This is a genomic window from Mycobacterium sp. NGS40 (assembly GCF_059812735.1).
Genome location: NZ_JCALDG010000013.1, coordinates 13,058 through 38,467, shown reverse-complemented (window position 1 = coordinate 38,467; position 25,410 = coordinate 13,058). Strand labels below are relative to the sequence as shown.

The following is a 25,410-nucleotide window of genomic DNA, read 5'->3' as shown; positions in this document are numbered from 1 at the left end:
CATCACACCGTGATGACGATGCCTTGCGTCAGCGCCACGACGGCGCCGAGGATCACGATGAACGCGACGCATGCCGCAACAAGACGGACGGTCTCTCGGCGCAGCGCTGCATCGGTCTGCGGAGGCAGGAAGAATTCGGGGGCCAGATCTTTCATGCGGTCGCTTGCCACCGCGACTCCTTTCGTATCACGGAACGAAGGGGCTGTCGGCGCCGGTCATGGTGCGCAACACCACCAGCGGAATGATCAGGAAGACGAAGAAGGTGACCTGGAAGACGATGAACCAAGCGCCGAGCCGCATGAGTTCGAAGCGCCACCGGGGAATCACTACGTCGTAGTTGAGGTAACCGTCGAATTCTTGCCGTTTGGTCAAGACCGCTTGCCGGGCAGCCAAGGCCGTTCCGCCCCGACTTTCGGTGCGGCCGGTCGGATGCGACCCGGTCCGCGGGACGGTGAAACGATCCAAGCGGCAGAATCGCTCGAAATGATTGAGGCCGCGAATCGGCGGTTTGCCGGCCCAGTAGGCGATTAGGTTGGGCCACACACACATGATGCCGATGGTCCAGAGCAGCGTGATGCGACCCCCGTTGCCCCACTGGAGAACGGGTCCGATGCCGGGATCGTATGTCCACCAACCCATTGCCGTAGCGGTGCCCTCGACCACGAAGTCCCAGACGTAGTTAACCGGAATCGCAAGCACCAGCATGGATTTGAGCATGCTCCAGCCGAACCGCGTGGATACCCATTGACTCAGCCACAGCACCAGGATCGCGTGCACTCCCCAATACACCGCGTACGCGAATGGCATGAACAACGGATCGTTGGGCGTCTTGATCGGCAGCCACTCGAGCAGATGGTGTTGCGCGAAAGCCGGACTGTAGAACAGCATCTGGCCCCAGTCACCAATCGTCTCCATCCAGTACACCGCGAGGCTGTTGAACAGGAACAGAAACCCCCACGTCAGGCGCCGCCGCCGGATGACATCGGCGATCGCCAGAACGATGAATATGCTGCCGGCGATCGGTATCACCCAGTTGAAGAACCAGACACCGGATGGATGGAGGGTCGCCGGTGGCGCCAGCTGTGACGTGGCGACAAGCATCGTTGCCTCTCAGCGAGCAAGGGAGGGATCGGGCTCCATCAAAACCGATCTTTCTACGTATATAACCTAGTTGACTACATCGCTTTTGTCAGCGGAGTTTGTGACCAGGTGTGCCGACGCGGCCATTGGCGGGTTGCGGGGCTGTAGATGAACGCTGCGCGGATGAACGGACTGTACGGCCAGTCGCATACGTTTTCGATCCCGGACATTGACACTATGGCAGTGAACTGTCATCTTTGGTTAGTCGTGCCAAAGGAGTTGCGCAGTGACGGATCTGAAGTCGCCTCGAAAGGCAGAGTCGTCGGCCACCGAGCCCGCGCGGATCAAGACCATTCGGCCGGTGCTGTTCTGGTCGAGCGTCGGTGCGGTTTTCGTCGTCATCGCCGCCTACGTCTACATCTCTTGGATAGCGTCAGGCAATGCGACACCGGTGAATCCGGGGCCGGATCCGATCCCCGGAGCCACTCGTTTGGCGATGACCGCCTTCCAGATCGCCTGTCCGATACTGGCATTGATCGCGATCGTCTACGTAGTCCGCAAGAGCATCCGCGAGCGTCAACTTTGCGTCGAAGCCGCCGTCGTGATCGGCTCGGCGATCGCCTGGTGGCACGACCCGCTGATCAACTGGTTTCAGCCGGCATTGTTCTACAACGCGGGGCTGCTCAACTTCGGCAACTGGACGCAGAACATCCCCGGCTGGCTCAGCCCCGACGGTCGACTGATGGCCGAACCTGTGCTGATGATCGGAATGATCTACGTCTGGATGCCGCTGGCCATGGGCTCGCTCGCCCGCTGGGGCATGGGTCGCGCCCGGAACAGGTGGCCGGCATTGGGACCCGTCCGCACCTTCTGTGCCGGTTGGCTCACGGTGTACGTGATCGAGTTCCCGCTCGAGATCTTCGCCGTGCGCCACGGTCTGCTCGGCTATCCGGCGTCGATTCCCAGCGTCACATTGTGGGCGGGTCAGACCGTGCAGATTCCGCTGTACGGCCCTATCCTGTGGTCGCTGGTGCTGAGTTCCAGTGGCGCACTGATGTTTTTCCGCAACCATGACGGCAGAACCCGGGTCGAGGCGGGCGTGGAGACGTTGGAGTGGGCCGGACCAGGGATCAGAGGGCTGCTCAGGGTGCTGGCGGTGACCGGCTTTTTGCATGTGGTGGCGATCGGTCTGTACGACGTGCCGGTGAACCTCGCCGGCTTCTACGCCGGTCCGACCCAAACCTATCCAAGCTATCTGCGTACCCAGTACTGCGGACCGGGAACGCCCCGGCACTGCCCCGATGGCACCCGCATGGCAGATCGTTAATTCACGGCTATTTGAGGACCGCGGGCAGCGCGGCGAATTCCTGGCGTATCAAATCATCAAGCGAGCGACCCGGTGTTGACAGCCACTGGTTGAGGGCGCGCTCGACCAGCAGCATGCCGACTGCCGCCAAGAGCCGGCATTCGCTGTCGGGTGCCGGCAATCGGCGTCGTTCGGCGATCACCTTGGCGACAGTCTCGGCGTTGGCCTCATGGTTTTTACGCTCGCGGCCCAGCAGCACCAGCGACGATGCAACGGCGTCGTGGTATTGCGCGATCCTCTTGCGGATGCGCTTGAGGCCCGGCGCCAGCAGAGCGAACGAATTGGCCAATGCCTCGAAATCGGATGCCTTCTCCGGTTGAGCCAGGTAAACGCCGCTGACCGCGTCGATGAAGTCGTACTCACCGAAGAAGAGCACCGACTCTTTGGTGGGGAAGTAGCGGAAGAAGGTTCTCGGTGAGACGCCGACGCTCTCCGCGATCTGGTCCGTGGTGGTCTCGTCGTACCCGTTCGTGCTGAACAGGTTCAGGGCGGCGTTGAGCAGAGCATTGCGGACCCGGTCCGCGTGCGCGTCGCGCGGTGATCGGTCGCCCCGGGCCATTGCCCAACCTCCTCCTGCGTACGACTGTCCTGACAGTACAACGATCACGGGTGACGGCACATCGTTGACACCTGCCGTTACACCAACGATACTTCCAACGTATGACAGTTGACTGTCAAACGACCCAAGCGCCGGCCGGTGCGGGGTAGAGAGGATCTCCGTCTCGATGACCGAGCTCGGCACAACCGGAACGTTCAACATCAACGATCTGCCCTTCGCGGAAGACCGCACGCGTGCTTGGCGCGAGCTGCGGGAGGCCGGTGAGGCGGTGAGTTCTGGCGAGGAGATCGTGCTCACCAGCGCCGAGGCTGTCGAGTTCGCGGCGAAGAAGCCTGAAATCTTCTCTTCGGCAAGGGCTTTCGACCGGCTGGGAAGCCCGGTTCCGTTGGTACCGATCGCGATCGATCCACCAGATCACACCCGCTTCCGGCGCATGCTCGACCCGTTCTTCAGTCCGAAGAAGATGGCCGAGCGTGAACCCGAGTTACGCCGGCAGGCCGGCGAATTGATCGATGCAATTGTTGCCCGCGGCGAGTGCGACGTGGTTCCCGATCTTGCGACACCGTTTCCCTCGCAGGTTTTTTTGACCCTCTTCGGGCTGCCCATGGCCGACCGCGACCGGCTGGTGCAGTGGAAGGACGCGATTCTGCAGTTCACCGATCCGAGCAGCAGCGAGGCGACCCCCGAGGTGATGGCTCATGCGCTGGAATTATTCACCTATCTGACCGAGCACATCGCCGAGCGGCGCGCCGATGCGACCGGTAACGACATGCTCACCCAGCTGATCCAGGACACCGACGAAGGAGGAATGTCCGACAACGAAATCCTGGGTCTGTGCTTCATGTTCGTGCTGGCCGGCCTCGACACCGTCACCTCTGCCGTCGGGTTCTCCCTGGCCAGGCTGGCGGCCGACGACGAGATGCGCCGGCGTATCGCGCACGACGTCACACTCATCCCGGCGTTCGTCGAAGAGATTCTGCGTGTCGACGGCCCGGTACCGTTCGCGCCACGTGTCACCACGGAGGAGGTGGAAGTGGCAGGCAGGTTCGTGCCCAAAGACACCACGGTGATGCTCAGTTATGGCAGCGCCGACCGCGATCCGCGCCGATACGAGGATGCCGACGAGCTTCATCTCGACAGCAAGGCCGTGCATTTCGCTTTCGGGCGTGGACCGCACCGCTGTCTCGGTTCACACCTGGCGCGTCTCGAGCTCCGCCTCATCCTCGAGGAGTGGCACTCACGCATCCCCGAATACACTCTTGCGCTGGGCAAGCCGCCACAGATGCCGTGGCCGACCGGGACGATGTCCCTGCAGTCGGTACCGCTGTGCATCACGCCGTCGGCGCGGCGCCAGTAATCTGGCGGCTGCCGTGCGAAGGCTCAGCCGACCTTCGGGATTATTTCCTCCGCTACCCATTGCATGTGGTCGAGGTAGGCGTTAAGTCCTTCCAGCTCTGGCGGATTCACCCAGGTATCCGTGACGCCGCGCTCGGCCAGCATGTTGCAGTTGTCGATCACCTGCTGGGCATTTTGGCCAAATTGCGCGTTGGGATCGTCGATGATCGCGTGCTCTTCACCAATGGACAGCACCGCCAGGCTGTAGAACAGGGAGAACGGCCGATCATCGAACTCTGGTTGTGAGCGCAGGTAATCCATCTTTGCCGGCAGTTCGTCGGGCTTGGTCAGCCACGGTGCCCAGCCGTCACCGAATTTGGCCGCCCGGCGCAACACCGCGTCGGCGTCTCCGCCCATCCACACCGGGGGGTGGGGCTCGGAGATGGGCTTGGGTCCGAACGCGACGTCGTTGAACTTGACGAACTCACCCTCGAAGGTCGGCGAATCACTGTCCCACAACTCGAACATCGCGGCCAGACATTCGTCCGCGATGCGACCGCGCTTGTTGAAAGGAATGCCGATCGCGTCATATTCGTCCTTGAGCCAGCCGACGCCGACGGTGGCTTGGGCCCGACCGCCGCTGAGCCAGTCGAGCGTCGCGATCGCCTTGGCCATGACGACAGGGTTGTGCAACGGCAGGATCGTCACCATCGAGCCGATCGTGATCGTCGAAGTGGCGCCCGCAATAAAGGCCTGAGCGGTGGTCGCGTCGAAATAGTGGTTACCGGAAAACTCGAGATGGCTAGTCGAGGTGAGGAAATGCTCGGGCAGGAACACCATCGAGTAACCCAACTGCTCCGCACGTTGAGCGACTCGGGCGATGTCGGCGCCGGTGAGGTGGTGTTCCCACGGCTGCGTGATCGCCGCGACGTGCATGCAGTTCGGCAGATTGACGGCGAATCTCATGTTGCGCCCTCCGATTTCCTGGGCCGGTGGCGGACCGCCGACCGAATGATCCGACGGCTCGTCGAGCGTGACCCGCTCATTATGACAGTCAGCTGCCAATCGTCAAGATCCAAGTGGCCAGCGTTTGAAGATGCGGATTGTCTTACGCAGCGGCTCGTTCAGTGCGACAATCGACTGCAGTTTGGACAGTGAACTGTCAGTCGATACGACCAGGAGAACCATGTACACCGGCCCCGCGGTGCCATTGACCGATCCGATCCGAGGCAGCAGCGAGCCCGGCCGGCTCTGGACCCTGACGAACGTTGGCGAAGCCACGCCGGACATCCTCTCCCCGCTGTGCTGGTCACTCTGGGGGACCGGTGTCGAGTTCGCTTCCCGCGGCGGCCTGTACGACTTCGGAGTGCTGGGGCGCTCGGCGCTTCGGGTACCCGACGACCCGAATCGGTGGAGCACCGCCTGCTTCTTTGGCAGACAAGCGATGAACGTCGATCGCGCCCGCGAACTTGCCGGGTTGCTGCCCGGAATGACCGGTGACGACTTTGAGCGTGATTTGTTGGGCGCAGTGCGGCCCGATGCGGTTCCGACCCGGAGCGACCCCAGCCGGCTGCCGGCAGTCGTCGTCAAGGCGCCGTTGGTGCTGGCGCGAGCGCGGTCCGCTCCGCGCCGCCTACACCAGCGCCAGATGGACTGGTGGCGGGCAACCGTACTAACTGGACGAGGGCCTGATCCGCGCAATCTGCTCACTGATTCCTCCAACCGGTTCAGCGCGGCGATGCGGGTGCATGTTCGTACCCGTCTCATCCTCAATGTGTTTCGCGCACAGGTCGAATCGATTGCCGCCAAGGCGGGTCGTGATGATCTGGTGCCCGCGCTGTTGGCCGGGTATGGCGGCGTGATCGAGACCGAATTGGCCGATGACGTGTGGTCGTTGGGGCACGGCCGGATCACGTTAGACGAGTTTCTTTCTCGGCACGGTTTCCATGGTCCCAACGAGGGCAATGTGATCGGTCATTCGTGGCGGGAGGACCCAGAGGCGGTCCTGCGTGCGGCCGCCGCCCACAGCGGCAGGCCCGAGTCCGACCGCCCGGCGGTGCGTGCAGAACGTGCAGCCGCGACGCGCCGGAAAGCCGAGGCCGACTTGCTCTCAACGCTTCCCGCGGCGCGACGCCTGTTGGTGCGTCGCCTGCTGGCGTCGACGGGGGCTCAGGTGCGAGCCGTAGAACTGACCAAGGCCGCGTTCCTGACCGCCGTTGACGGATGCCGCGCGGCAGCCGGCGGGTTCGGTGCCGAGCTGGTCGACGCCGGGACGCTGGATCGGGTCGACGACGCCTGTTACCTGACCGTGGACGAACTGCTGGTTCCGCTGCCCGCGAACGTGCGCGAATTGGTGGAGTTTCGCCGAAGCCGGCGCGAGGAGTACCGGCGCCTTGAGGTGCCGTCGGTTTTCACCGGGATGCCCGAGGCCATCGAAAGCTCAAATGAGCCGGCTTCAGAGGATGCCGTTATTCGCGGAACGCCTGCAGGTCCAGGGGTCTTCGAAGGCACGGTAAGGGTGGTGGTTGATCCGGAATCGCAGGATACCCTCGACGACGGCGAGGTACTGGTTTGCAAGTTCGTCGACCCTGGCTGGACCGCGTTGGTCTCGCTGGCGGGTGCCCTGGTAACCGACATGGGCAGTCCCGCCAGTCACGGGGCGATCGTCGCGCGGGAGCTCGGTATCACGTGCGTGGTCGGAACGGGCAACGGCACCAGGGCATTACGCAGCGGCGATGTTGTGCGGGTGGACGGGACCACCGGCGAGATCGCATTGCTGGTCCGGTCCCGGTCCACGGTGCAGAAGTGAGCGTGCAGCCGGGCGCGCTCTCCTCGGGTCTGCCCGCGGCCAACGAGCAAGTCGTGACCAGTTGCCCGCCGGTACCGGGCTGGACCGAGAATCTGCTGTTCACGCACTACGACCCAGTGCGCGACGTCGGCATGTGGCTGCACCTGGGCACGGTCGCCGACATGTGGGAGATGTGGGAGGACCGTGTCCTCATCGCGCTGCCCGCGGATCGGGGAGTGTTGTCCATGTGGGCGTATCACCGCACTGTGCCCGAGCGCCGGCCCGCGGGAGCCAATCTGGCTTTCCGGTGTGAAGAGCCGTTCGCGAAATGGCACATCACTTTTGACGGATTCTGTGTGCGGTCTTCCTATGACGCGATGCGCTGCGCACCATTGCCCGACGGGCCCAAGACCCACGTTCGCCTGGATCTGGAGGTGCACGGCGTGACCCCGGTGTGGGACGCCGAGGCCAGTCCGCCGACCGACTCGGGCGCCGGAATGGCCGAACAGAGCTGGGCCAGAGAACATTACGAGCAGCTCACCCGTGTCGTCGGCGAGGTGACCGTAGGATCGGAGACGTTCCAGTTCGACGGTGGTGGCTGGCGCGATCATTCGCGTGGGCCACGCGGGGCCGACACTCTCACCGACTGGGGTGGCCACGTCATCGCCGGGGGAGTCATGCCCAGCGGCCGCGCATTCGGCTTCTGCAGGTATTGGGCCCGCGATGGGCGTGTCACGCTGCAGGGTGCTTACGCGGTCACCGACGGTTCACTGCGACACGTGAAATTGGAGGAGATTCCGCCGCCGGCGGTGTTGCAGCGCGACGGTGAGCAATTTGGCTGCAAGCTCGACGGTCAACCGATCGAGGCCACCATCTGCTCGTCGCTGTGGCTGTCGATGGCCGAGGGCCTGCCCTATGGGCTGGTTAATCCGGCGCAGGCCTACACCGTCAGCTGGGCCGAGGTGACATGGGGCGGGGAGACCGGCTACGCCTACCTCGAGAGATCGAGTCTCACCGGTCCGCCGCCTCGTTGACTATGACAGTCGACCGTCATAGTGTGACTTAATCCCGGCCGTTGCGAAAGGTATCCGACGTGGCTCCGAATCTCTTCATAGCGCTCACCAATCCGATCGACGGTCAAGATGAGGCCTTCAACAAGTGGTACGACGCTCAGCACTTGCCGGAGGTTCTCGACGTCCCGGGGGTCGTGGCCGCACAGCGTTACGACATCGTCGAACTGAAAGTCCCGGACGACCAAGAATTGCCCGCTCAGTTGCCGCCGCCGACCCACCGCTACATGGTGATCTACGAGCTGGACAACGAGCCCGAAGTCGTGATGGCGGAATTCCTGAAACGAGTCATGGCCGGAACGCTGTCCCTAGGGGAGTGGCTCGATCTGACCACCATCTCCCTGACCGGATGGGCGCCACGCGGCAAACGCGTTCTGGCGGATAGCTAGTGGGCGACTTACTTGCTGTCATCCACGCTCAACGCGCGTGTCGTCGTTTTGATCCGGACGGCAAGGTGCCCGATTCCGACGTCGAGCGGATGCTTGCCGCCGCGGTGCACGCACCGAGCGCGGAAAACACCCAGCCTTGGACGTTCATCGTAGTCCGCGACGACCGCAACCGCGCTCTCCTCGCGGGGTGGTGGACAGAAACATGGAACGCGGGCGGAGGTGACTTCGTCAAGCAGAGCGTCGAAGACAAGGCATTGGTTGCTGACCTCGAGTTCGGTTGCAGTAAAGGAGGTTTCGCTGCGGCGCCGGTGGTCATCGTGGTATGCGCTGACACGGACCGGGTGCCGGAGATCTATGCGCCGCCGTCGATTTACCCGGCTGTGCAGAATATGCTTCTGGCTGCCGCAGACCTTGGCTACGGTTCGTGTTTGACCACCGGCTTGACCACGTTTGGTGTCGATCAGGTGCGGGAGCTGTTGGAACTGCCGCAGAATCTGATCCCGATGGCCGCAGTCTATGTCGGTCTGCCCGCACGCAAGCTCTCACCGCCTCGCCGCCGCCCGGCCACATCGCTGACATGCCGCGAGCGGTTCGGTACACCGTGGTGACCAGATTGGAGAGCCGCTAATGCCCTTGGCGATCACCGAAGATCATCGCGCCCTCGCCGAAGTAGCGGCCGCAATGGTCGCCGGGCGTGCCGGCCCCGCGGGCGCCCGCCGGATCCTGCTCGACCGTGAGAAGAGCGACCGCTGGTGGTCCACCGACGGACTCTGGAAAGAGATGGTCTCCACCGGCTGGCTTGGCCTGCATATCGACGAACGATTCGACGGCCAGGGTTACGGTCTGCCTGAACTGACGATCGTGTTGGAGCAACTGGGCCGCGCTGCGGTGGCCGGACCCTTCCTGCCCACGGTCGCAGTGTCTGCGGTTATCGCTGAAGCCGGGACGGACGGGCAGCGGGAACGGTGGTTGCCGCGGCTGGTGTCTGGTGACGTGATCGCAGGGATCGGCACCGACGGCGGTGCTGTCGTTCGCGATTCGGCGGTCACTGCCGCTGCGGTACCGGCATTGGCCGAGTCAGGTGCAGACCTGTTTTTGCTTCCCGCCGGTGACGACCTCGTGCTGCTGGCGGCCGGTGAGGGCGTCAGCATTCGAACTATCGAATCGGTAGATCGGCTGCTGGCCCCGGTCGTGGTACTCGGCCTGAAGTCGGCACCGGTACTTGAAATCCTCCCGGGTGCGGCCGGGACGGCGACGCGGATCCTTCGACTGCTGGCCGCAGCCGAGGCAGTTGGCGGGTTGAGCGCGTGCACCGAGATGGCGACGGCTTACGCCGCCGGGCGCGAGCAGTTCGGCAGACCTATCGGCTCGTTTCAAGCAGTCAAACATCATTGCGCGAACATGCTTGTCGACACCGAACTCGCAGTCGCCGCGACCTGGGACGCGGCTCGTGCCGATGGTGCGGAGGCCGGGCTGGCCGCGACCATGGCGGCCGGACATGCGTTGACCGCTTATCAGCGGGTGGCCTTGCAGAACGTGCAGGTGCATGGCGGCATCGGGTACACCTGGGAGCACAACGCTCACCTCTACATCAGACGGGCTACGGTTCTACAAACCTTCGCCGGCGACCAGGATGCGTTGCGGGACAAAGTCATCGCGCTGCAACGCGACGGCGTTCGCCGACGCCAGTCGGTCGACCTGCCCGAGGGCGCCGAACAGTATCGCCAGGCCGCACTGGATTTCCGGGCAGAACTGGAGGCGGCCGACGCCGACGATCACCAAAGGCTTTGGGCGCGCAGCGGTTATCTTCAACCACATTGGCCCACTCCGTACGGCCGGGCCGCCGACAGCGTCGAGCAGCTCATCATCGAGGACACCCTGGACGGTTTGGACAAACCCAGTCTTGGCCTCGGTGAATGGGTGGTCCCAACGCTACTGCAACACGGTAGTCCTGAACAAGTCGAGCGACTGATCTGGCCGAGCCTGGAGGGTGACCTGCGGTGGTGCCAGCTGTTCAGCGAGCCTGGCGCCGGCTCGGACGCGGCGGCGGTTGCTACCAAGGCCAGGCGGGTCGACGGTGGCTGGGTGGTCAACGGTCAGAAGGTGTGGACCAGTGATGCGGTGAACTGCCAACGCGGCCTGGCCACCGTGCGCACCGACCCGAACGTGCGCAAGCACAAAGGCATTACGGCGATGATCATCGACCTCGCCGACCCGGCCGTGCGCATTCGCCCGCTCACCGAGATCACCGGTGAGACGCTGTTCAACGAAGTCTTCTTCGACGACGTTTTCGTGCCCGATCGTGATGTGGTCGGCGGTGTGAACGACGGGTGGAGCGTAGCGATGGCGGCCTTCGGCAACGAGCGCGTGTCGATCGGCGGCGGCTCGGTCACCATGACCGCCGGCGCTTTGCTCGATCTGCTGGCCCGCCATCGGCCCGGTGACACCGGCATCGCCCGCGAGGTCGGTGCGCTGCTGATCGAGTCCTACACCTTGGCCACGCTGAATCTGCGGCAGGCCGCCCGAGCCGTCTTCGACGCCGGGCCCGGAGTCGAAGGCAACATCGCCAAATTGTTCGGGGCCGAGCACGCTCAGCGGGTGGCAGAGTTGGCGCTGCGAATTGCCGACCGGGCCATCCTGGTCGGAGAGGAACCCAATGTCGTACACGACTATCTGTTCAGCCGGTGCCTGACGATCGCGGGCGGCACGTCGGAAATTGTGAGAAACCTGGTCGCCGAACGCATTCTGGGCCTGCCGCGCGACCCGGCGCCTAAGTAGATCGGAGAAGACAAATGGTTTGTGCCGTTGTCGGGATCGGCCGTACCGAGTACTCCCGCAACTCCGGCCGCACGACCCGCGGCATGGCCGTGGCTGCTTGCCGCGACGCCATCGCCGATGCCGGACTCACGGCGGCCGATGTCGACGGTATCTGCACGTTCATGGCCAACGACTCCGAACAGCCGATCTACGTCGGCTGGGCGCTGGGCATCGACGAATTAGCCTGGGCCAACGCAATGTATGGCGGCGGCAATCTCGTGGCTGACCAAATCGCCACTGCTGCCGCGGTCATCGAGGCTGGTATGTGCAAGGCCGTGTTGGTGTATCGGTCGCTTAACGGACGCTCCGGCTATCGGTTCGGTCACATCGAAGGACCCATGCGGGTCCAGCACCACGACCAGTTCGACACAGCCTCCGGTTTCATGGTGCCGCCGCAGTGGTTCGCGATGTGGGCACGTCGGCACCAGCACGAGTTCGGCTCAACCAGTGAAGATCTTGGTCAGATCGCGATCACTCAACGAAGGCACGCGGGCCCCAATGAGCATGCGCTGCGACGCGAACCGCTGACCATGGATGACTATCTCGCAGCCCGCTGGATCAACGAGCCGTTCCGCGTACTGGATTGCACTTCGGAGGTTGACGGTGCGGTGGCGGTGCTGATTGTCGGCGAGGACATCGCCCGCAATACCAAGCAGCCCCCGATGTGGCTGGTCGGATCGTCGAATTCGCAGGGCGGCGCCGGTTGGAGCGAGTGGGACGACCCAACCGAGATGTACTCCCGCACAGCGGGTCCCAGAATCTGGGAAAAGACAGGCCTGAGTCCATCGGACATGGACGTGGCCTGCATGTACGACTGCTTTACTTATACGGTGATGGCCACCATGGAGGGCTTCGGCTTCTGCGAGAAAGGCGAAGTCGGCAAGTTCTTCTCGACCGGGCGCGCCACTTACGGCGGTGACGTGGTGGTGAACCCGCATGGAGGGCTGCTGTCCGAGGGCTACATTCACGGCCTCAACCACCATTACGAGGCTGCACTGCAACTCCGCCACGCCGCTGGCGTGCGTCAGGTCGACGATGCCCAGCTCGCGCTGGTCACTGCCGGTGGAGGGCCCTTCGGTGGCGCCAACGTCTACAGCAGGGAGAAGCCATGACGAGTCCAGCGCTGGCGGCACCGATTCCGGTGCCTGACCCCGATTCGGCGCCCTACTGGGAGGGTCTGAAGAACGGTTCGTTGATGTTGTGCCGCTGCGACGACACTGGGAAATGGATCCATCCGCCGTTGGAACGCAGCCGGTACACCGGTGGCCCCGTGCACTTCGAGGAAGTCAGCGGGGACGGCACAATTTTCAGCTTCATCGTCGTGCGCCAGGCCCTCGTTCCCGGTCGGGTGCCCCCGTATGTCGTCGGGCTCGTCGAACTGGTGGAGCAGCCGGGCCTGCGGATCAACGCGGTCATCGACGCGGATCCAGCCGACGTGCGAATCGGGCAGCCGGTGCAGATGCGCATCGTCGACCTCGGTGACACCGGTTATCGCATACCGGAATTCGTGATCAAGTAGCCGACCGCGATGACAACTGATCAAAAGCCCACCGGCGCGGTTGACCGCCGGGGTTCGGCAGAAGGTGCGCACAGGCCGGAACACGCAGCGACGCAGGTTCTTCCGCTGCATCGGTGCACTTCGGAGCTGAGTCACGAGGTCGGTGGAAAGGCTACCGGCCTCGGGGCGCTGATCAAGCAAGGTCTGTCGGTTCCGCCAGGGTTTGTCGTCACTGTGAGCGCCTACCACGAGGCCGTTGCCGCCGCAGGAGTCGCGCCACGCATCGCGGAAGTACTGGCGACATCGGGCACCGACCGGGACCGGTCGGCGGCAATCATGACGCTGTTCGACCAAGTCACCCTGCCGGAGAGCCTCGCTGCCCAAGTTGTGGACGCTTACGCCCAGATGGGTGGCGGGCCGGTAGCGGTGCGGTCCAGCGCGATTGCCGAAGACACGGCCGAGGCGTCGTTTGCCGGTCAGCAAGATACCTATCTGTGGATCGAAGGTGCTCCCGCGCTGCTGGATGCCGTTGTTCGTTGTTGGGCAAGCCTTTTCACACCGCGGGCGATCGGGTATCGCCGGCGGTTGAACGTGGCTTCCGATGATGTGGCGATGGCGGTGGTTGTTCAGCAAATGGTGCCGGCAGTCGCAGCAGGCGTGACGATCACGTTGGAACCGGTGACGGGAGACCGTGGCCAGATCTACACCGCGTCAGCCTTAGGCCTGGGTCAAGGCGTGGTCAATGGCGACGTGGAAACCGATAGCGCCTGGGTCGACAAGGCCCGCTTGTGCTTGCGCAAGCGGGAGATTGCGCGCCAGACTCGCGCTCATCGGTACGAAAGCGGGGCGGTCAGAATTGTCGATCTCGCGCCCGGCGAGGGTGATGCACCCAGCATCGATGACGACACGCTGCTCCAGGTCGCCCGCCTCGCCCTACAAATCGAGCAAAACGCCGGGTACGCCGTGGATGTTGAGTGGGCCGTGGACGCCGACGGCGAGGTTCATCTGCTGCAGGCCAGACCGGAGACCGTCTGGAATAACCGATAGGCCGAACTTAAAGGGCGCGCCGACGATGGTGCTGTTTCTCAGCTCAGCAACTTGCCGGTGCCGAGATCCGCGTAGGCCTCGGCGAAGCGGCCGAGCACAGCGCGCACGACCTCGACGGAATACATCTGATCGGGCGTAATGGCCCACATGCAGAACCCCCACGCCGGGCTCTGCCGATAGGCGGTCCACATCTGTTCGCGGTCCGGCACCGACGAGACGCCGGCGTCGAGCAGGCGCCCGCGGTAGTTGTCGAGGAGTTCGCGCTCATGCTCGCGACGCGTTGCAGGCGGCAGCGCGCCGATCAAGGCGTAGCCGACGTCGTGGGACCACGAACCCCGTCGCACCAACTGCCAATCCAGGAGCCCCACGCGGCCGTCCGGTAGAACGTACGTGTTGCGTGGGTGCGGATCCCCGTGCAACAGCGTGATCGGTTCGTGAGCCACCCGGTCCTGCAGGGTCCAGAACGCCGCCTCCATGGCGTCCATGTCGGCGCCGGTTTTGTTGAGAAGCTCCCGCTTATAGGGAATGTCGACGAACGCGCGGATGATCGCGAAACCGTTGGTGCGCAGGAATTCTGCGAACCCGCCGGTGACGGGATGCTGTAGCCACGCCAGGTCGCCGTGTCCACCGAGCCTCGGATTCGCCCAGAACGGGGCGTGCACGCGGCTCAACGTCGCCAACAGCTCGTCGACCTGCTCGACAGGCAGACCGGCCACCGCGTCGGGCACCTGCGCTCCGCGCATCGTGATGTCCTCGCCGATCACCATGAACTGGGACGGGCCGTCGAGATGTTCAGCGAAGTAGGTCGTCATGGTCTCGACGTCGAGGTCGTCGCGAAGATTGCGATAGAACGTCGTCTCGTCGTCCAGTAGAACCGTCCCGCCGCCGCCCTCCGACAGCGACTCGTCGACCGCGGCGGGAAGATCGTGCACCGTACCAAGTTGTGTCTTGACGAAAAGCTTTGATGGCAAGTCGGTGTCGCCATCGGCGTAGTCCACGTCGAGGTGGATGTGTGAGGTGGTCCCTTGCCAGGTGCTCTGGACCCGGACATCGGTGACCGTCACCGCGGGCCGGTGGCGACGCAGCAGCGAGGTCAGAACGGCCGGCGTCAGGTCCTCGGGAGAGCGCAGCGTGATGGGCAAGGCCTGGCTGGTCATATCGCGTCCTAACCGACGGTTTGACAGTTGACTGTCACATTAGCAGCATCTGGCCCAGCGGATCGATCAATTCGTGACGGGGCGAAACAGCGGCAACCACACGCGACTGTCTTCCTCGCCCGAGAGCGCGGTCCAGTCTTCGAAGAAAACCTCGACGGCCATCCCAACGTGGATCTCGTCCGGGGAGACGTCGACCACGTTGGAAATAAGCCGGGTATCGGGCTCCTCGGCAAGCTCTACCATCGCCACGATGTAAGGCGGTTCGTAACCGGGAATCCAATTCTGGCGGTTGACTGTATACGCCGCCACGGTGGCTCGCCCCGAAACGGGTTCCTGCGCAACGTGAGTGCTTCTGCAGCGCCAGCAGGCCGGCCCGGGCGGGTGGAAGAAGTGGCCGCAATCGTGGCACCGGCTGATCAGCAGCTCGCCGTTACGGCCGCCCGTCCAGAACGGCCGCGACTCGGCGGTCGGACTAGGTGCCAGGCGCAACTGGGGGCGTTGATAGGTCATGATCCGGCCAACGATCTGCCGATGACCAGTCGCTGAATCTGGTTGGTGCCCTCGAAGATCTGGGTGATCTTGGCTTCGCGCATGTAGCGCTCGACACGATAGTCCCTCGTGTAGCCGTAACCGCCAAATACCTGGACGGCATCGGTGGTGACTTTCATGGCGGCGTCGGTGGCGATCAGCTTGGCCACGGAAGCGTTGCGCGAGTGGGGCAGTCCCGCGTCGCGTCGCCGCGCCGCGTCCAGGTACGTAGCACGCGCGGAGTCGACTGCGGCAGCCATGTCGGCCAACAGGAACGCCAGGCCTTGATGATCGATGATCTTGCGGCCGAACGTCGACCGTTGCTGGGCGTAGGAAACCGCCTCGTCGAGCGCGGCCTGCGCCAGCCCGACGGCTACCGCGGCGATGCCCAGGCGGCCCGAATCCAGTGCACTGAAGGCGATCTGGAGTCCTTGTCCTTCCGCGCCGATCCGACGTTGCTCGGAGACGAACGCATTGTCGTAGTGTGCCGTCGTGGTCGGGATGGCGTGCAGGCCCATCTTCTCCTCGGGTTTGCCGAACGTCAGGCCGTCGGTGCGCTTATCGACCAGAAAGCACGAAATACCCCGTCCGCCTTCGCCTGTGCGAGCGAATAGGTTGTAAAAATCAGCTATGCCGCCGTGGGTGATCCAGGCCTTGGCGCCATTGACTCGGTAACCGCCGTCGGTCGCGGTGGCCTTGCAGGTCAGGGCGGCGGCGTCGGAACCGGCCTGCGGCTCGGACAAGCTGTAGGCACCGATCTTGTCACCACCCAGCATGGTCGGCAGCCACTGCTGTTGTTGCTCGTCGGTGCCGAACGCGATCAACGGATGGCAGGACAGCACATGGACACTGACAGCCACAGCGACCGCGGCCCACCGGGCGGCCAGTTCCTCGAGAACCTGCAGGTATACCTCGTAGGGTTGTCCGCCGCCGCCCCACTCCTGCGGGTGCGGCAGCGTCAGCAGCCCGGTCTCACCCAGCGTCGCGAAGACACCGTCGGGATAGGTCTCGTTCTTCTCGTGCTCGTCGACGATCGGATCGAGCACCTTGTCGGCGACGTCGGCGGCCAGTCGGACAAGTTCGCGTGCTTCGGGTGTCGGCAGCAGGCGCTCGACGGTCATGGACTCACGTCCTGCCACTGGCAATCGGTCAATTCCGCCGAGATCTCCCATAGCCGTCGCGCGCTGTCCGCATCGCGCGCCTTGTCTTTGAGCTTGGTCGGCTTCGGTGTGCCCCACTGGTGCATCAGGCCGCGCGGCGCGATGTAGGTGCCGTTGGGCAAGGTGGTGGTGATCGCCTGAATGGTCGAGCGGGCCCCGTCGGCCGGGCTCTGCGCAATGCGCGGCGAGAGCACTCGTCCTGCCCACTGCAGTGCACCCGAACCGTTGCGGGTGATCCCGGTGTCGGTCATGCCGGGATCCGAGGCGTAGGCGATCTTGCCGCGGGCGACCAATTCCCGCACGAAGAGCAGGTTCGCCAGTTTGGATTCCCCGTAGGCCGACCACGGGTTGTAGCGGCGATGGTGGTAGTTGAGGTCGTCGAAGTGGATGCGAGCGGTGTTGTAGTTGGTGCTGGCCACTGCCACGACACGGTCGCGGATCCGGTCGCCGAGCAGACATGTCAGCGCAAAGTGGCCGAGGTGGTTGGTGCCCATATGAGCCTCGAAGCCGTCGGCCGTGCGGGTCAGCGGCAAACCCAAGACGCCGGCGTTGTTCACCAGTACGTCGACGTAGTCGACGGTGTCGGTGAACTTGCGCACGCTGGTGAGGTCGGCCAGATCCAGTTCCCGTACCTCGACATCGCCGGGCATCGACGCGGCGGCTTGGTACCCCTTTGCCGGGGTCCGGCACGCGATGATCACTTCGTGGCCCGCGGCGGCCATGGCGTGCGCGGTCGCCTTACCGACGCCACTGTTTCCGCCGGTGACGATGATTCGCACGTCGGCCGCGCCCTCCTTCGTGAAGATTCACGTAAACAGTAAACTATTTATCGTTTTGAGGAAACGGTCGGAAGAGGTGCTGCGAAAATGACGTGGCTCGAGCGGCTTTGCGCGGTCCACGAACGTAGCGATTGTCCCGCGGTCATCGGTGACGGGGGTTTCGTGACCGGCCGGGAATTGATCGGCAAGAGCGTCACCGCCGCGGATCTGCTCGTCGATCTCGACGTGCAGCCAGGTCAACCGGTCCCGGCTTTACTGACCACCAACGCCGACGCGCTGGCACTGCTATTCGGCGGTGCCGCCGTCGACAGACCGCTGGCTCCGCTCGGGCCGCGGCACACCTCCGCAGAACTGGCCGAGACGGTGCGTCGAAGCGGCTCGGCGGTCTTACTCGCCGAGGCCGCGTTCGCCGAGACGGCTCGCCACGTCGCCGACGCGGTCGGGATCCGCGCGGTGACGATACCTTGCTTGCCGGTGTCGAGGCGTCCGCTCCGTCCGCAACCCGGTCCCACAGCGATTTACTTGCACACCGCGGGAACCACCGGAGTTCCCAAGCGAGTTTCGCTGAGCGAGCGAGTGCTTGACGCGCGCGCCGCGCTGTTAGGTCGCTTGATCGGCATTGGCCCCGACGACCGCTTTGCCACCGGTGCGCCGCTACATCACATCGGTGGTCTGGGCAACATCCTGGTAGCGCTTAGGGCCGGGGCGGCAGTTATCTGTACCACGAGATTCTCCTTCGACTGGTGGCGCAACCTGAAGCAACTTCACGCCACCCACTGCCTGCTCGTGCCGAGCATGATCGAAATGTTGCTCAGCGAGGGACTTCTCGACGCGGTTCCGCTCGATACATTGATCTATGGCGCCTCGCCGATCAGCGTCGACACGTTGCGACGCGTTCTCGGCGTATTGCCCGACGTCGCGATCGTCAGCCTCTACGGCCAAACCGAGGGCAGCCCGATCACCAGCCTGAGCCCTGACGATCATCGCCTAGCTGCCGCCAAAGATCCCGACGTTCTATCCACCGTAGGTCGGCCGGTGAGCGGCCTTCGTCTGCACATCGACGAGCCGGACCGGGCCGGCATCGGCGAAGTATTCGCCTCCGCGACGCACCTTTCCGTCCAGGCCGCCGACGGGTGGTTGCACACCGGCGATCTGGGTGTGGTGGATGCCGACGGTTATCTCCGGCTTTGCGGTCGTCGGCATGACATGGTGGTTCGCGGTGGGGAGAACATCTATCCCCTGGAGATTGAGAATGTGCTCAGCACTCACCGCGCGGTTGCCGCGGTCGGCGTGGTGGGCGTGCCGGAGGCCCGGCTAGGGGAAACCCTGGCCGCGTTTGTCGTGCCGGCCGATTCGGCTCATCCGCCGCGGCCCGAGGAACTAGGTTCGTTCGCCCGCGTCACGCTGGCAGGATTCAAGATCCCGAGTTACTGGTACACGGTCGCCGAACTGCCACTCAACAGCGCAGGCAAGCTCGATCGTGCCACCCTTCGCGCAACACACCTGAAGCGTCAGGGCACCGGATGAACGTGAGTTTGGTGCGCAGGCACCCAGGCGTGCAGTTCTTCGGCGAACTCATCGCTCGCGTCCTCCGGCGTACACGTCATCCCGGCGACGGTGAAACCGCTAGATCGTATCCGTTATATAGTTTAACGTCTCCGTGTATGCCGATAGCCGCGCGAAGCCTGGTCGGATCAGCACGTCGACAGAGGACCACTTTTCGTCGATCGCTCGTCGCCGTGATTGTCGCCGCAACTGCCGTCAGCGGGGTCCCGCTGGCACTGGCACCGCCGGCGCGTGCGGTACCGGCGCCCGAGGTCGAGTATGTCTACGACGTGGTGGTGCGGCGGCATTACGGCTTTCCGAACAATGACGCGCTTGCCTACGGCCACGGGATCTGTGACAAGGTCGGCGGGGGCGAAGCGTACGGGCAGATTATGGGTGACGTGAAGAGGGACGTGACCCCCAACGATGAGTTCGCGGCCAATTACCTGGTTTCGTATGCGGTCAGCTTGCTTTGTCCTGCGCTGATATGGCAGCTGCGGAATTCAGCCGCTGGCTACCAACCGCCGGGCGGAGCAGCCGCGCCCGGTACGTATTACTGACGCAGGCCTCTGGCATACCAGCGCCCGGGGTGCCGGTAAAGCGCCGGATTTCAAATCCCTTGAGCCGCCGCCGCCGTGACCATCATCAGCGAGTTTGGGGTTGCGCCATAGCGTCCCAGGGGGCGGACTTTATTCATGGATATCGGAGGATATCCACGATCAGAGTGGCGGTGTCGCACTGGAGGTTGCTTATGATCGTGCTGCAGCAGAATGACTTTGAACCTCGACACCAGCACGTCAGTGCGGTGCACTAACCGGACTCGACCAAGCCTAATATCAGGTAGTTCTTGGAACAGACTCGAAACGCATTGGCTTGAAGGGAAGAGTTTCCTGAATTTCGTTACGGCAAAGTTGTCTGCTGCTCGAAGAGACGCGAATTTCGTCGTAGGCGTGTGTTGGGAACCAAGTCCTTGATGATGGCGTTGCCGTACTTGACCGTGTCAACCTCCCAAGAGATGCTCAAGACCTACGCCGGCGGAGGCGTCTCCGAAAGTAGAAACGCTATACACATTCATGTCGTACAATCACAATAGTGTCAACAGTCATGCGGGCGCTGTGGCGATAGGAGCGACGTGACGAATGAGAAGACGGTGCTCGTTGATCGGCGAGCTGACCGCACGTGGGCGCGGTTGCACCGTCCGGCGCAACGCAATGCCATTGACGCTGAAATGGTTGACCAGCTGCACGACCTCTGTGCTGAACTGGAACGCGAGCCCAAGATGCTGGTACTGACCGGAGGCAGCGAGGGAGTGTTCGCTGGTGGCGCAGACATTGGCCAGCTGCTTGAGCGCCGCAGCGACGACGCGCTAAAGGGTATTAACCTCAAGCTCTTTGAGCGTGTCCGTTGCCTCCCCATGCCCACGGTAGCCGCAATCGATGGTTGGGCGTTGGGCGGTGGTGCTGAGCTGGCCTACGCCTGTGACATCCGGCTGGCCAGCACGCGCGCGAAATTCGGACAGCCCGAACCTCGACTGGGCATTCTTGCCGGGGCGGGCGCTACGTTTCGGCTGGTCAGGCTGCTCGGAGAGAGCGTGGCAAAACAGATTCTGCTTGCTGGGCACACGCTCGATGCCCACGACGCTCTACGACACGGGCTGGTCTTGGCTGTGACCGAACCGGAGGACTTGTTCTCAACCGCCGACGGGGTGGTCGATCGCATGCTGATGAGTTCGGCAAAGGCGCTGAGGCTGTCCAAGCTCGCGGTCGACGCGCCCGCCGCGGCCCACCCTCACGTCGATCTGTTGGCGCAGGCGGTGCTGTTCGAGGACGCCGAAAAGTTCGCGCGCATGGGAGCATTCGTCGACGGCAAGGGCGGAACGGAGCTGCGGGCCACGTGATCAGTGAGACACTCACAGCATTGAGAACGGCGACTAATGGAGGTTGCAGGTGGCGATAGCGCCGGATGACGGCGGAGAGGCGCCGGGAGCCACCCCCGCGGTCAGCAGGCGCCGTGAGGTGGGGGAGGGCAGCGCGCGTTCGTTGCTGACGACGATCCTCGGTGAATTCGTCTTGCCGTTCGGCCAGCGGGTGTGGACGGCAACCCTGGTGCGTTCTCTTGCACTGGTGGGAGTCGAGGAGGGCTCGGCGCGGCAGGCGTTGTCGCGGATCGCCGCTGAAGGGTGGCTGACTTCCGATCGGGTGGGTAGGCGCGTGCGGTGGTCATTGACCGATGCGGGGCGGGGACTGTTAGAGGAGGGAGCACACCGGATCTATTCGTTTGGTTCTCGGGAATTGTCGTGGGACGGCCGATGGCTCGTTGTGTTGATTTCGATCCCGGAGTCGATGCGCGCGTTACGGCACAAGGTGCGAACCCAATTGAGTTGGGCGGGTTTCGGTTCCCCTATGCCTGGGGTGTGGATTTCGCCGCGCACCGCGGCCGCGGCCGAGGCCAAGGAAATCCTTGGTGGGCTAGACCTGTCGGATAAGGCGCTGTCATTTGTGGCCGAGTACGGTGCGCTGGGGAACCAAAACGACATGGTGTCGGCGGCGTGGGACCTCGGTGAGGTCGAGCGCCACTACGAGGCATTTATCGAGGAATTCTCTGGCTTGTCGCCGCGGTCTGCCGACGACATCTTGGTTGCGCAGATCCGCCTGGTTCATGAGTGGCGCCGGTTCCCGTTTCTGGATCCCCAATTGCCGCGACTGCTACTTCCTGCCCACTGGAGCGGTACCGCGGCGACATCGTTGTTTGAGGCCAAGCACGCCGAATGGCGGGAACCGGCCCGGCGGAGATGGAGTCAGTTCGCTGCAGACGGGGATTGACCGATCGATCGAGGGCCGTTGCCCCGCCGTACAGGGAGCGGCAGGTCATGTCCAGGCCCGATGGTGTCGAGTTCGAGGCGAGAGAATCCCGCGGCGATCAGGTAGCCGAGGTAGCTGCGCGGCATACGGTGCGAGCAGAGGCAGAACCGGCGGTGAGCTCCTCAACCAACGCGGCGCGGTGCTCGCGAACCCGGCGCTGATTGATGTAGGCCTTGTCAGTGATTTCACCGGCATCGAGATCCGGTGGCGAGGTGAGGATCAGCACTCGTTCGACCTGCTGGGCGGAACCGCCGGCCTCGGACGCCAGCCGATCGAGTGCAGCGGTGATCTGGGCACGTAGCTGGTCTTCCGGCGCGCCCTTTGCATCGACGCGCTCGGCGTGGTCGGCGTGCAGCCAGGCCAGGGCACACACAAAGTCAGCACCCTCACCACATATCACGGCGTCGGCTAGCAGTCCGGCACAAGCCGACAGCAGCTTGGGACGCACCACCCCAACGGTGACGAAGGTGCCGGTGGACAGCTTGAAATTTTCTGCGAGCCGTCCCCCGAAGATGAAACCCTGATTAGGGTCGAGCGGGTCGACGAGTGATACCGCGTCGCCGGTGCGCAAAAAGCCTTCGTCGTCGAAGCAGCATTGCCGCAGGTCGGGACGGCGGTAGTAGCCGGGTGTGACGTTCGGGCCGCGCACCAGCAGTTCATATTTGGTCTCGGTGGGCACCAGCTTTATCTCCACACCGGGCAGGGGCACGCCGATGGAGTCGCTGCGGGTGACCTCGAAGTGGGTCGTGGTCGCCGCGGGCGCCGTCTCGGTCATACCCCACGAGGTGGTAATCCGCATGGTGGAACCCTGTTGGACGGCGAGCGTCTCGAGGCGATCCCATAACTGCTGCGGCAGCGCGGCTGCAGCGGAGAATGCCACCCGCAACCTAGCGAAGAACCGCTGCGCTGCCGCTGGGTCGTTTTCCAGCATCGGCAGAAGCGCGGCGTAGCCGGCCGGGACGTTGAAGTAAACGCTGGGAGCCACATCGCGCAGGTTGTCGATGGTGTGGTCGATCAGCCCAGGGGCTGGCCGGCCGGCATCGATCCACAGCGTTCCTCCGTTGACCAGCACCATGTTCACGTTGTGGTTGCCGCCGAAGGTGTGGCTCCATGGCAGCCAGTCCAGCAGTGTCGGCGCCTCGGCGGCCAGGAACGGCCACACTTGACGCATCTGCTGCTGGTTGGCTGCAAGCATGCCGTGGGTGTTAATCACCCCTTTGGGCATCCCGGTGGACCCCGAGGTGAAGACAATTTTTGCGATGGTGTCCTCGTTGAGCGCCGCTAGGCGGTCGACTATCGCGGGGCTCGGCTGGGTTTCGATGTCGGCGATGGGGGTCGGGCCCGCCTCGCTGGTGCTCGCACTGATCAGCAGCCGGCCAGAGCCGATGGCCTGCAGCGCGCGGGCATAGCGGGCATCTTCGGCAAAGACCACCGCTGGGTCGCACACCTCGACGATGTGGCGCAACTTGGCGTGATCGGTACTTTGCAACGAGTAGGCGACACTCGCCGGTATGACGGGGCTGCCGATGGTGTAGCCGGCCAGCGTCATCAGCAGGTGCGCCACGCTGTTGTGCGACACGATCAGCAACGGCAGCCCGGCGACTCCCCGATTCAGCAGACCCTGCGCGATCGCGTCCACGCGCGTGCGGGCCTGCCCCCACGTGCATTCTGACCACGTCCCCTGGGCCTTCTCGGCGACCAGAATCCGGTCGGGATGCCTCTCGCTGCCGGCGTGGAATGCGTGCACGATGCTGGCGGGATAGCTGCGCAGCGGCTCGTGTGAGGCAATGACCACACTTCCGTCAGGTCGATGATCGGCCGTGACGGCCGGGCGTGCGAACACCTGATCAGGCATCTCCCCGACCCTCGTTGCTGTGTGCGACATCCCAATACTCTACAATGGCGTTGCGTTTGTTAAGATAGTTGTCGATCATTAAGGACGGGTTTCGGTATGGGCGCAGCGATCCCGCTTGGCGCGGCATGGACATCCCCTTTCGCGAAGTGGGGCGGCGCCTTGGCCGAGGTGAGCAGCCTGCAGTTGGCCGCCGCCGTCACCACCGCCGCTCTGGACACGCGCGGCCTCGACCGGGATGAGCTGGATTCACTGGTGCTGGGGTGGACCATTCCGCAGCCCGACATCTTCTACGGAGCCCCGGGCCTGGCCGCCGCGATCGGGGCTTCTGGCATCGCTGGCCCGATGGTCAGCCAAGCATGTGCCACCTCTGTGCTGGCCCTGCGCACCGCGGCGCGAGAAGTCGAATCAGGTGGCGCGGCTACGACATTGGTAGTTTTGACCGATCGCACGAGCAACGGGCCCCTGCTGGTCTATCCCCAACCGGGGGCCAGCGGGGGTGCTCCGGCTACTGAGCACTGGGTGCTGGACTCGTTTGCCCGAGACCCGCACACGGGAGAGTCAATGCTGGCCACAGCCGACGCTGTGGCGCGCGAAGAAGGTATCGAACGCGCCGCACTAGACGATCTCGCGGCCTTGCGGTACGCCCAATATGCTGACCGTCCAATGGATCTTGATCACATTGTCCCCGCGGTGATCGAGCGTCGTCGATCGACGATCAAACTGACCGAGGACGAAGGTGTGCAGCATTCGACACGGGAGTCGCTAGGCCAATTGCGCCCGGCCGCCCCGGAAGGCTCGCACAGCTTCGGCAGTCAAACCCATCCCGCTGACGGCGCTGCCGGGGCAATCGTCACCAGCCCCGCGCGGGCTCGTGAGCTGTCCCGCAATCAGGGAATCGTCGAATTGCTCGGGTTCGGCGAGGCCAGGGTTGAAGCTGCGCGGATGCCCAAAGCGCCTGTGCCGGCCGCCAATCGGGCACTTGCAGCGGCTGGTGTGACCATTTCCGACGTCGACCTCGTGGCTACCCATAATCCGTTCGCGGTCAACGACGTCTATTTCGCCACCCAGACCGGCTTCCCGCTCGACCGGATGAACGTTTTCGGCTGCAGTCTGGTGTTCGGTCATCCGCAAGCGCCCACTGGGATGCGGTCGATCGTCGAGTTGATCTCCGCCCTGCAGCGGCGCGGCGGCGGAATAGGGTTATTCACAGGATGCGCCGCCGGCGACGTCGGTTCGGCAGTAGTGATCAAGGTCAGCGACTGAGAACGTCGCGTGGTGACGCTGCTGGCTGACGTGCTCGACACCGCGAATCCAGACCATCATCGCCGATGGCCTCCTACCTAGGTCAACGAGGTCGTCGACAGAGTATCCAGCAACTCGCGCGCGACCGCTGCGCCAACCGACCTGTTGCGTCGCGTGTGGGTGACATCGAGATCCGCGGCGATCACGTGCCCACCCGAGCTATTCCAGCCGCTTCCCAATCCGAATGGGTCGCCAACAACCCTCGATAATCGTGCCGCATTGTCACAGCTCAACAACTGCCTCCGCAGCTCGCGCAGTCACCGAATGGCGCTGA

At 63.9% G+C, this 25,410-nt stretch carries 23 protein-coding genes and 1 pseudogene; 15 read left to right on the top strand and 9 right to left on the bottom strand.

The window, feature by feature from the left end:
- Nucleotides 1-2 precede the first annotated feature (2 nt).
- Entirely contained in the window at nt 3-155 is a 153-nt protein-coding gene (locus AC5Y5O_RS19950) for a DUF7156 family protein (protein ID WP_420029214.1), read from the bottom strand.
- A 31-nt stretch (nt 156-186) separates the two neighbouring features.
- The gene (locus AC5Y5O_RS19945) at nt 187-1,101 is read right to left on the bottom strand and encodes a spirocyclase AveC family protein (RefSeq protein ID WP_156959197.1); all 915 of its coding nucleotides are present in this window, start codon (nt 1,099-1,101) and stop codon (nt 187-189) included.
- Nucleotides 1,102-1,576: 475 nt separating this feature from the next.
- Here AC5Y5O_RS19945 and AC5Y5O_RS19940 point away from each other — a divergent pair.
- Nucleotides 1,577-2,248: pseudogene (locus AC5Y5O_RS19940) on the top strand (spirocyclase AveC family protein); the annotation flags it as partial.
- Between the two features lie 166 nt (nt 2,249-2,414).
- Here AC5Y5O_RS19940 and AC5Y5O_RS19935 read toward each other — a convergent pair.
- The gene (locus AC5Y5O_RS19935) at nt 2,415-3,005 is read right to left on the bottom strand and encodes a TetR family transcriptional regulator (protein ID WP_036473862.1); all 591 of its coding nucleotides are present in this window, start codon (nt 3,003-3,005) and stop codon (nt 2,415-2,417) included.
- A 166-nt stretch (nt 3,006-3,171) separates the two neighbouring features.
- Between AC5Y5O_RS19935 and AC5Y5O_RS19930 the strand changes: the two genes are divergently transcribed.
- Entirely contained in the window at nt 3,172-4,362 is a 1,191-nt protein-coding gene (locus AC5Y5O_RS19930) for a cytochrome P450 (RefSeq protein ID WP_036473864.1), read from the top strand.
- Nucleotides 4,363-4,385: 23 nt separating this feature from the next.
- On the opposite strand, the gene AC5Y5O_RS19925 is transcribed toward AC5Y5O_RS19930, so the two are convergent.
- Nucleotides 4,386-5,306 carry a TIGR03619 family F420-dependent LLM class oxidoreductase gene (locus AC5Y5O_RS19925; RefSeq protein ID WP_036473866.1) on the bottom strand — a complete coding sequence of 307 codons (921 nt, stop codon included), beginning with the start codon at nt 5,304-5,306 and terminating at the stop codon, nt 4,386-4,388.
- Between the two features lie 220 nt (nt 5,307-5,526).
- On the opposite strand from AC5Y5O_RS19925, the gene AC5Y5O_RS19920 reads away from it, so the two are divergent.
- The 8 genes from AC5Y5O_RS19920 to AC5Y5O_RS19885 are packed head-to-tail and all read left to right on the top strand — an operon-like array spanning nt 5,527 to nt 13,949.
- A complete protein-coding gene (locus AC5Y5O_RS19920) occupies nt 5,527-7,149 on the top strand; it encodes a PEP-utilizing enzyme (RefSeq protein WP_036473868.1) in 1,623 nt (540 codons plus the stop codon).
- Nucleotides 7,146-8,162, top strand: a complete 1,017-nt coding sequence (locus AC5Y5O_RS19915; protein ID WP_036473869.1) for a DUF7064 domain-containing protein — start codon at nt 7,146-7,148, stop codon at nt 8,160-8,162. Before AC5Y5O_RS19920 ends, AC5Y5O_RS19915 begins: the two co-directional genes overlap by 4 nt.
- A 59-nt stretch (nt 8,163-8,221) precedes the next feature.
- Entirely contained in the window at nt 8,222-8,587 is a 366-nt protein-coding gene (locus AC5Y5O_RS19910; RefSeq protein ID WP_036474172.1) for a DUF4286 family protein, read from the top strand.
- Nucleotides 8,587-9,195, top strand: a complete 609-nt coding sequence (locus AC5Y5O_RS19905; protein ID WP_036473871.1) for a nitroreductase family protein — start codon at nt 8,587-8,589, stop codon at nt 9,193-9,195. The genes AC5Y5O_RS19910 and AC5Y5O_RS19905 overlap by 1 nt, the downstream gene beginning before the upstream one ends.
- Before the next feature lie 19 nt (nt 9,196-9,214).
- Nucleotides 9,215-11,365 carry an acyl-CoA dehydrogenase family protein gene (locus AC5Y5O_RS19900; protein WP_036473873.1) on the top strand — a complete coding sequence of 717 codons (2,151 nt, stop codon included), beginning with the start codon at nt 9,215-9,217 and terminating at the stop codon, nt 11,363-11,365.
- Nucleotides 11,366-11,379: 14 nt separating this feature from the next.
- On the top strand, nt 11,380-12,516 hold the full coding sequence (locus AC5Y5O_RS19895) for a thiolase C-terminal domain-containing protein (RefSeq protein ID WP_036473876.1): 1,137 nt from the start codon (nt 11,380-11,382) through the stop codon (nt 12,514-12,516).
- Entirely contained in the window at nt 12,513-12,923 is a 411-nt protein-coding gene (locus tag AC5Y5O_RS19890) for a Zn-ribbon domain-containing OB-fold protein (RefSeq protein ID WP_036473878.1), read from the top strand. Before AC5Y5O_RS19895 ends, AC5Y5O_RS19890 begins: the two co-directional genes overlap by 4 nt.
- Before the next feature lie 9 nt (nt 12,924-12,932).
- Nucleotides 12,933-13,949 (top strand): PEP/pyruvate-binding domain-containing protein, encoded by a 1,017-nt coding sequence (locus AC5Y5O_RS19885; RefSeq protein ID WP_051641705.1) that lies wholly within the window; start codon nt 12,933-12,935, stop codon nt 13,947-13,949.
- Between the two features lie 38 nt (nt 13,950-13,987).
- On the opposite strand, the gene AC5Y5O_RS19880 is transcribed toward AC5Y5O_RS19885, so the two are convergent.
- From AC5Y5O_RS19880 to AC5Y5O_RS19865, 4 genes are all read right to left on the bottom strand, one after another.
- Nucleotides 13,988-15,106, bottom strand: a complete 1,119-nt coding sequence (locus AC5Y5O_RS19880) for a phosphotransferase (RefSeq protein WP_036473881.1) — start codon at nt 15,104-15,106, stop codon at nt 13,988-13,990.
- Nucleotides 15,107-15,172: 66 nt separating this feature from the next.
- Nucleotides 15,173-15,616 carry a Zn-ribbon domain-containing OB-fold protein gene (locus AC5Y5O_RS19875; protein WP_036473883.1) on the bottom strand — a complete coding sequence of 148 codons (444 nt, stop codon included), beginning with the start codon at nt 15,614-15,616 and terminating at the stop codon, nt 15,173-15,175.
- Complete coding sequence (locus AC5Y5O_RS19870) at nt 15,613-16,755, bottom strand: acyl-CoA dehydrogenase family protein (RefSeq protein ID WP_036473885.1); 1,143 nt, start codon at nt 16,753-16,755, stop codon at nt 15,613-15,615. The genes AC5Y5O_RS19875 and AC5Y5O_RS19870 overlap by 4 nt, the downstream gene beginning before the upstream one ends.
- Complete coding sequence (locus AC5Y5O_RS19865; RefSeq protein WP_036473887.1) at nt 16,752-17,573, bottom strand: SDR family NAD(P)-dependent oxidoreductase; 822 nt, start codon at nt 17,571-17,573, stop codon at nt 16,752-16,754. The genes AC5Y5O_RS19870 and AC5Y5O_RS19865 overlap by 4 nt, the downstream gene beginning before the upstream one ends.
- An 87-nt stretch (nt 17,574-17,660) precedes the next feature.
- On the opposite strand from AC5Y5O_RS19865, the gene AC5Y5O_RS19860 reads away from it, so the two are divergent.
- From AC5Y5O_RS19860 to AC5Y5O_RS19845, 4 genes are all read left to right on the top strand, one after another.
- A complete protein-coding gene (locus AC5Y5O_RS19860; RefSeq protein ID WP_084953681.1) occupies nt 17,661-19,100 on the top strand; it encodes a class I adenylate-forming enzyme family protein in 1,440 nt (479 codons plus the stop codon).
- A gap of 212 nt (nt 19,101-19,312) precedes the next feature.
- Complete coding sequence (locus AC5Y5O_RS19855; RefSeq protein WP_036473889.1) at nt 19,313-19,678, top strand: DUF732 domain-containing protein; 366 nt, start codon at nt 19,313-19,315, stop codon at nt 19,676-19,678.
- 572 nt (nt 19,679-20,250) lie between these two features.
- Complete coding sequence (locus AC5Y5O_RS19850) at nt 20,251-21,015, top strand: enoyl-CoA hydratase/isomerase family protein (protein WP_036473891.1); 765 nt, start codon at nt 20,251-20,253, stop codon at nt 21,013-21,015.
- Between the two features lie 49 nt (nt 21,016-21,064).
- Nucleotides 21,065-21,940: a PaaX family transcriptional regulator gene (locus tag AC5Y5O_RS19845; protein ID WP_217809329.1), complete on the top strand. Its 876-nt coding sequence runs from the start codon at nt 21,065-21,067 to the stop codon at nt 21,938-21,940.
- 97 nt (nt 21,941-22,037) lie between these two features.
- On the opposite strand, the gene AC5Y5O_RS19840 is transcribed toward AC5Y5O_RS19845, so the two are convergent.
- Complete coding sequence (locus tag AC5Y5O_RS19840) at nt 22,038-23,864, bottom strand: feruloyl-CoA synthase (RefSeq protein ID WP_084163679.1); 1,827 nt, start codon at nt 23,862-23,864, stop codon at nt 22,038-22,040.
- Nucleotides 23,865-23,930: 66 nt separating this feature from the next.
- Here AC5Y5O_RS19840 and AC5Y5O_RS19835 point away from each other — a divergent pair, with 66 nt between their 5' ends.
- Entirely contained in the window at nt 23,931-25,097 is a 1,167-nt protein-coding gene (locus AC5Y5O_RS19835) for a thiolase family protein (RefSeq protein WP_036473892.1), read from the top strand.
- Nucleotides 25,098-25,410: the final 313 nt, after the last annotated feature.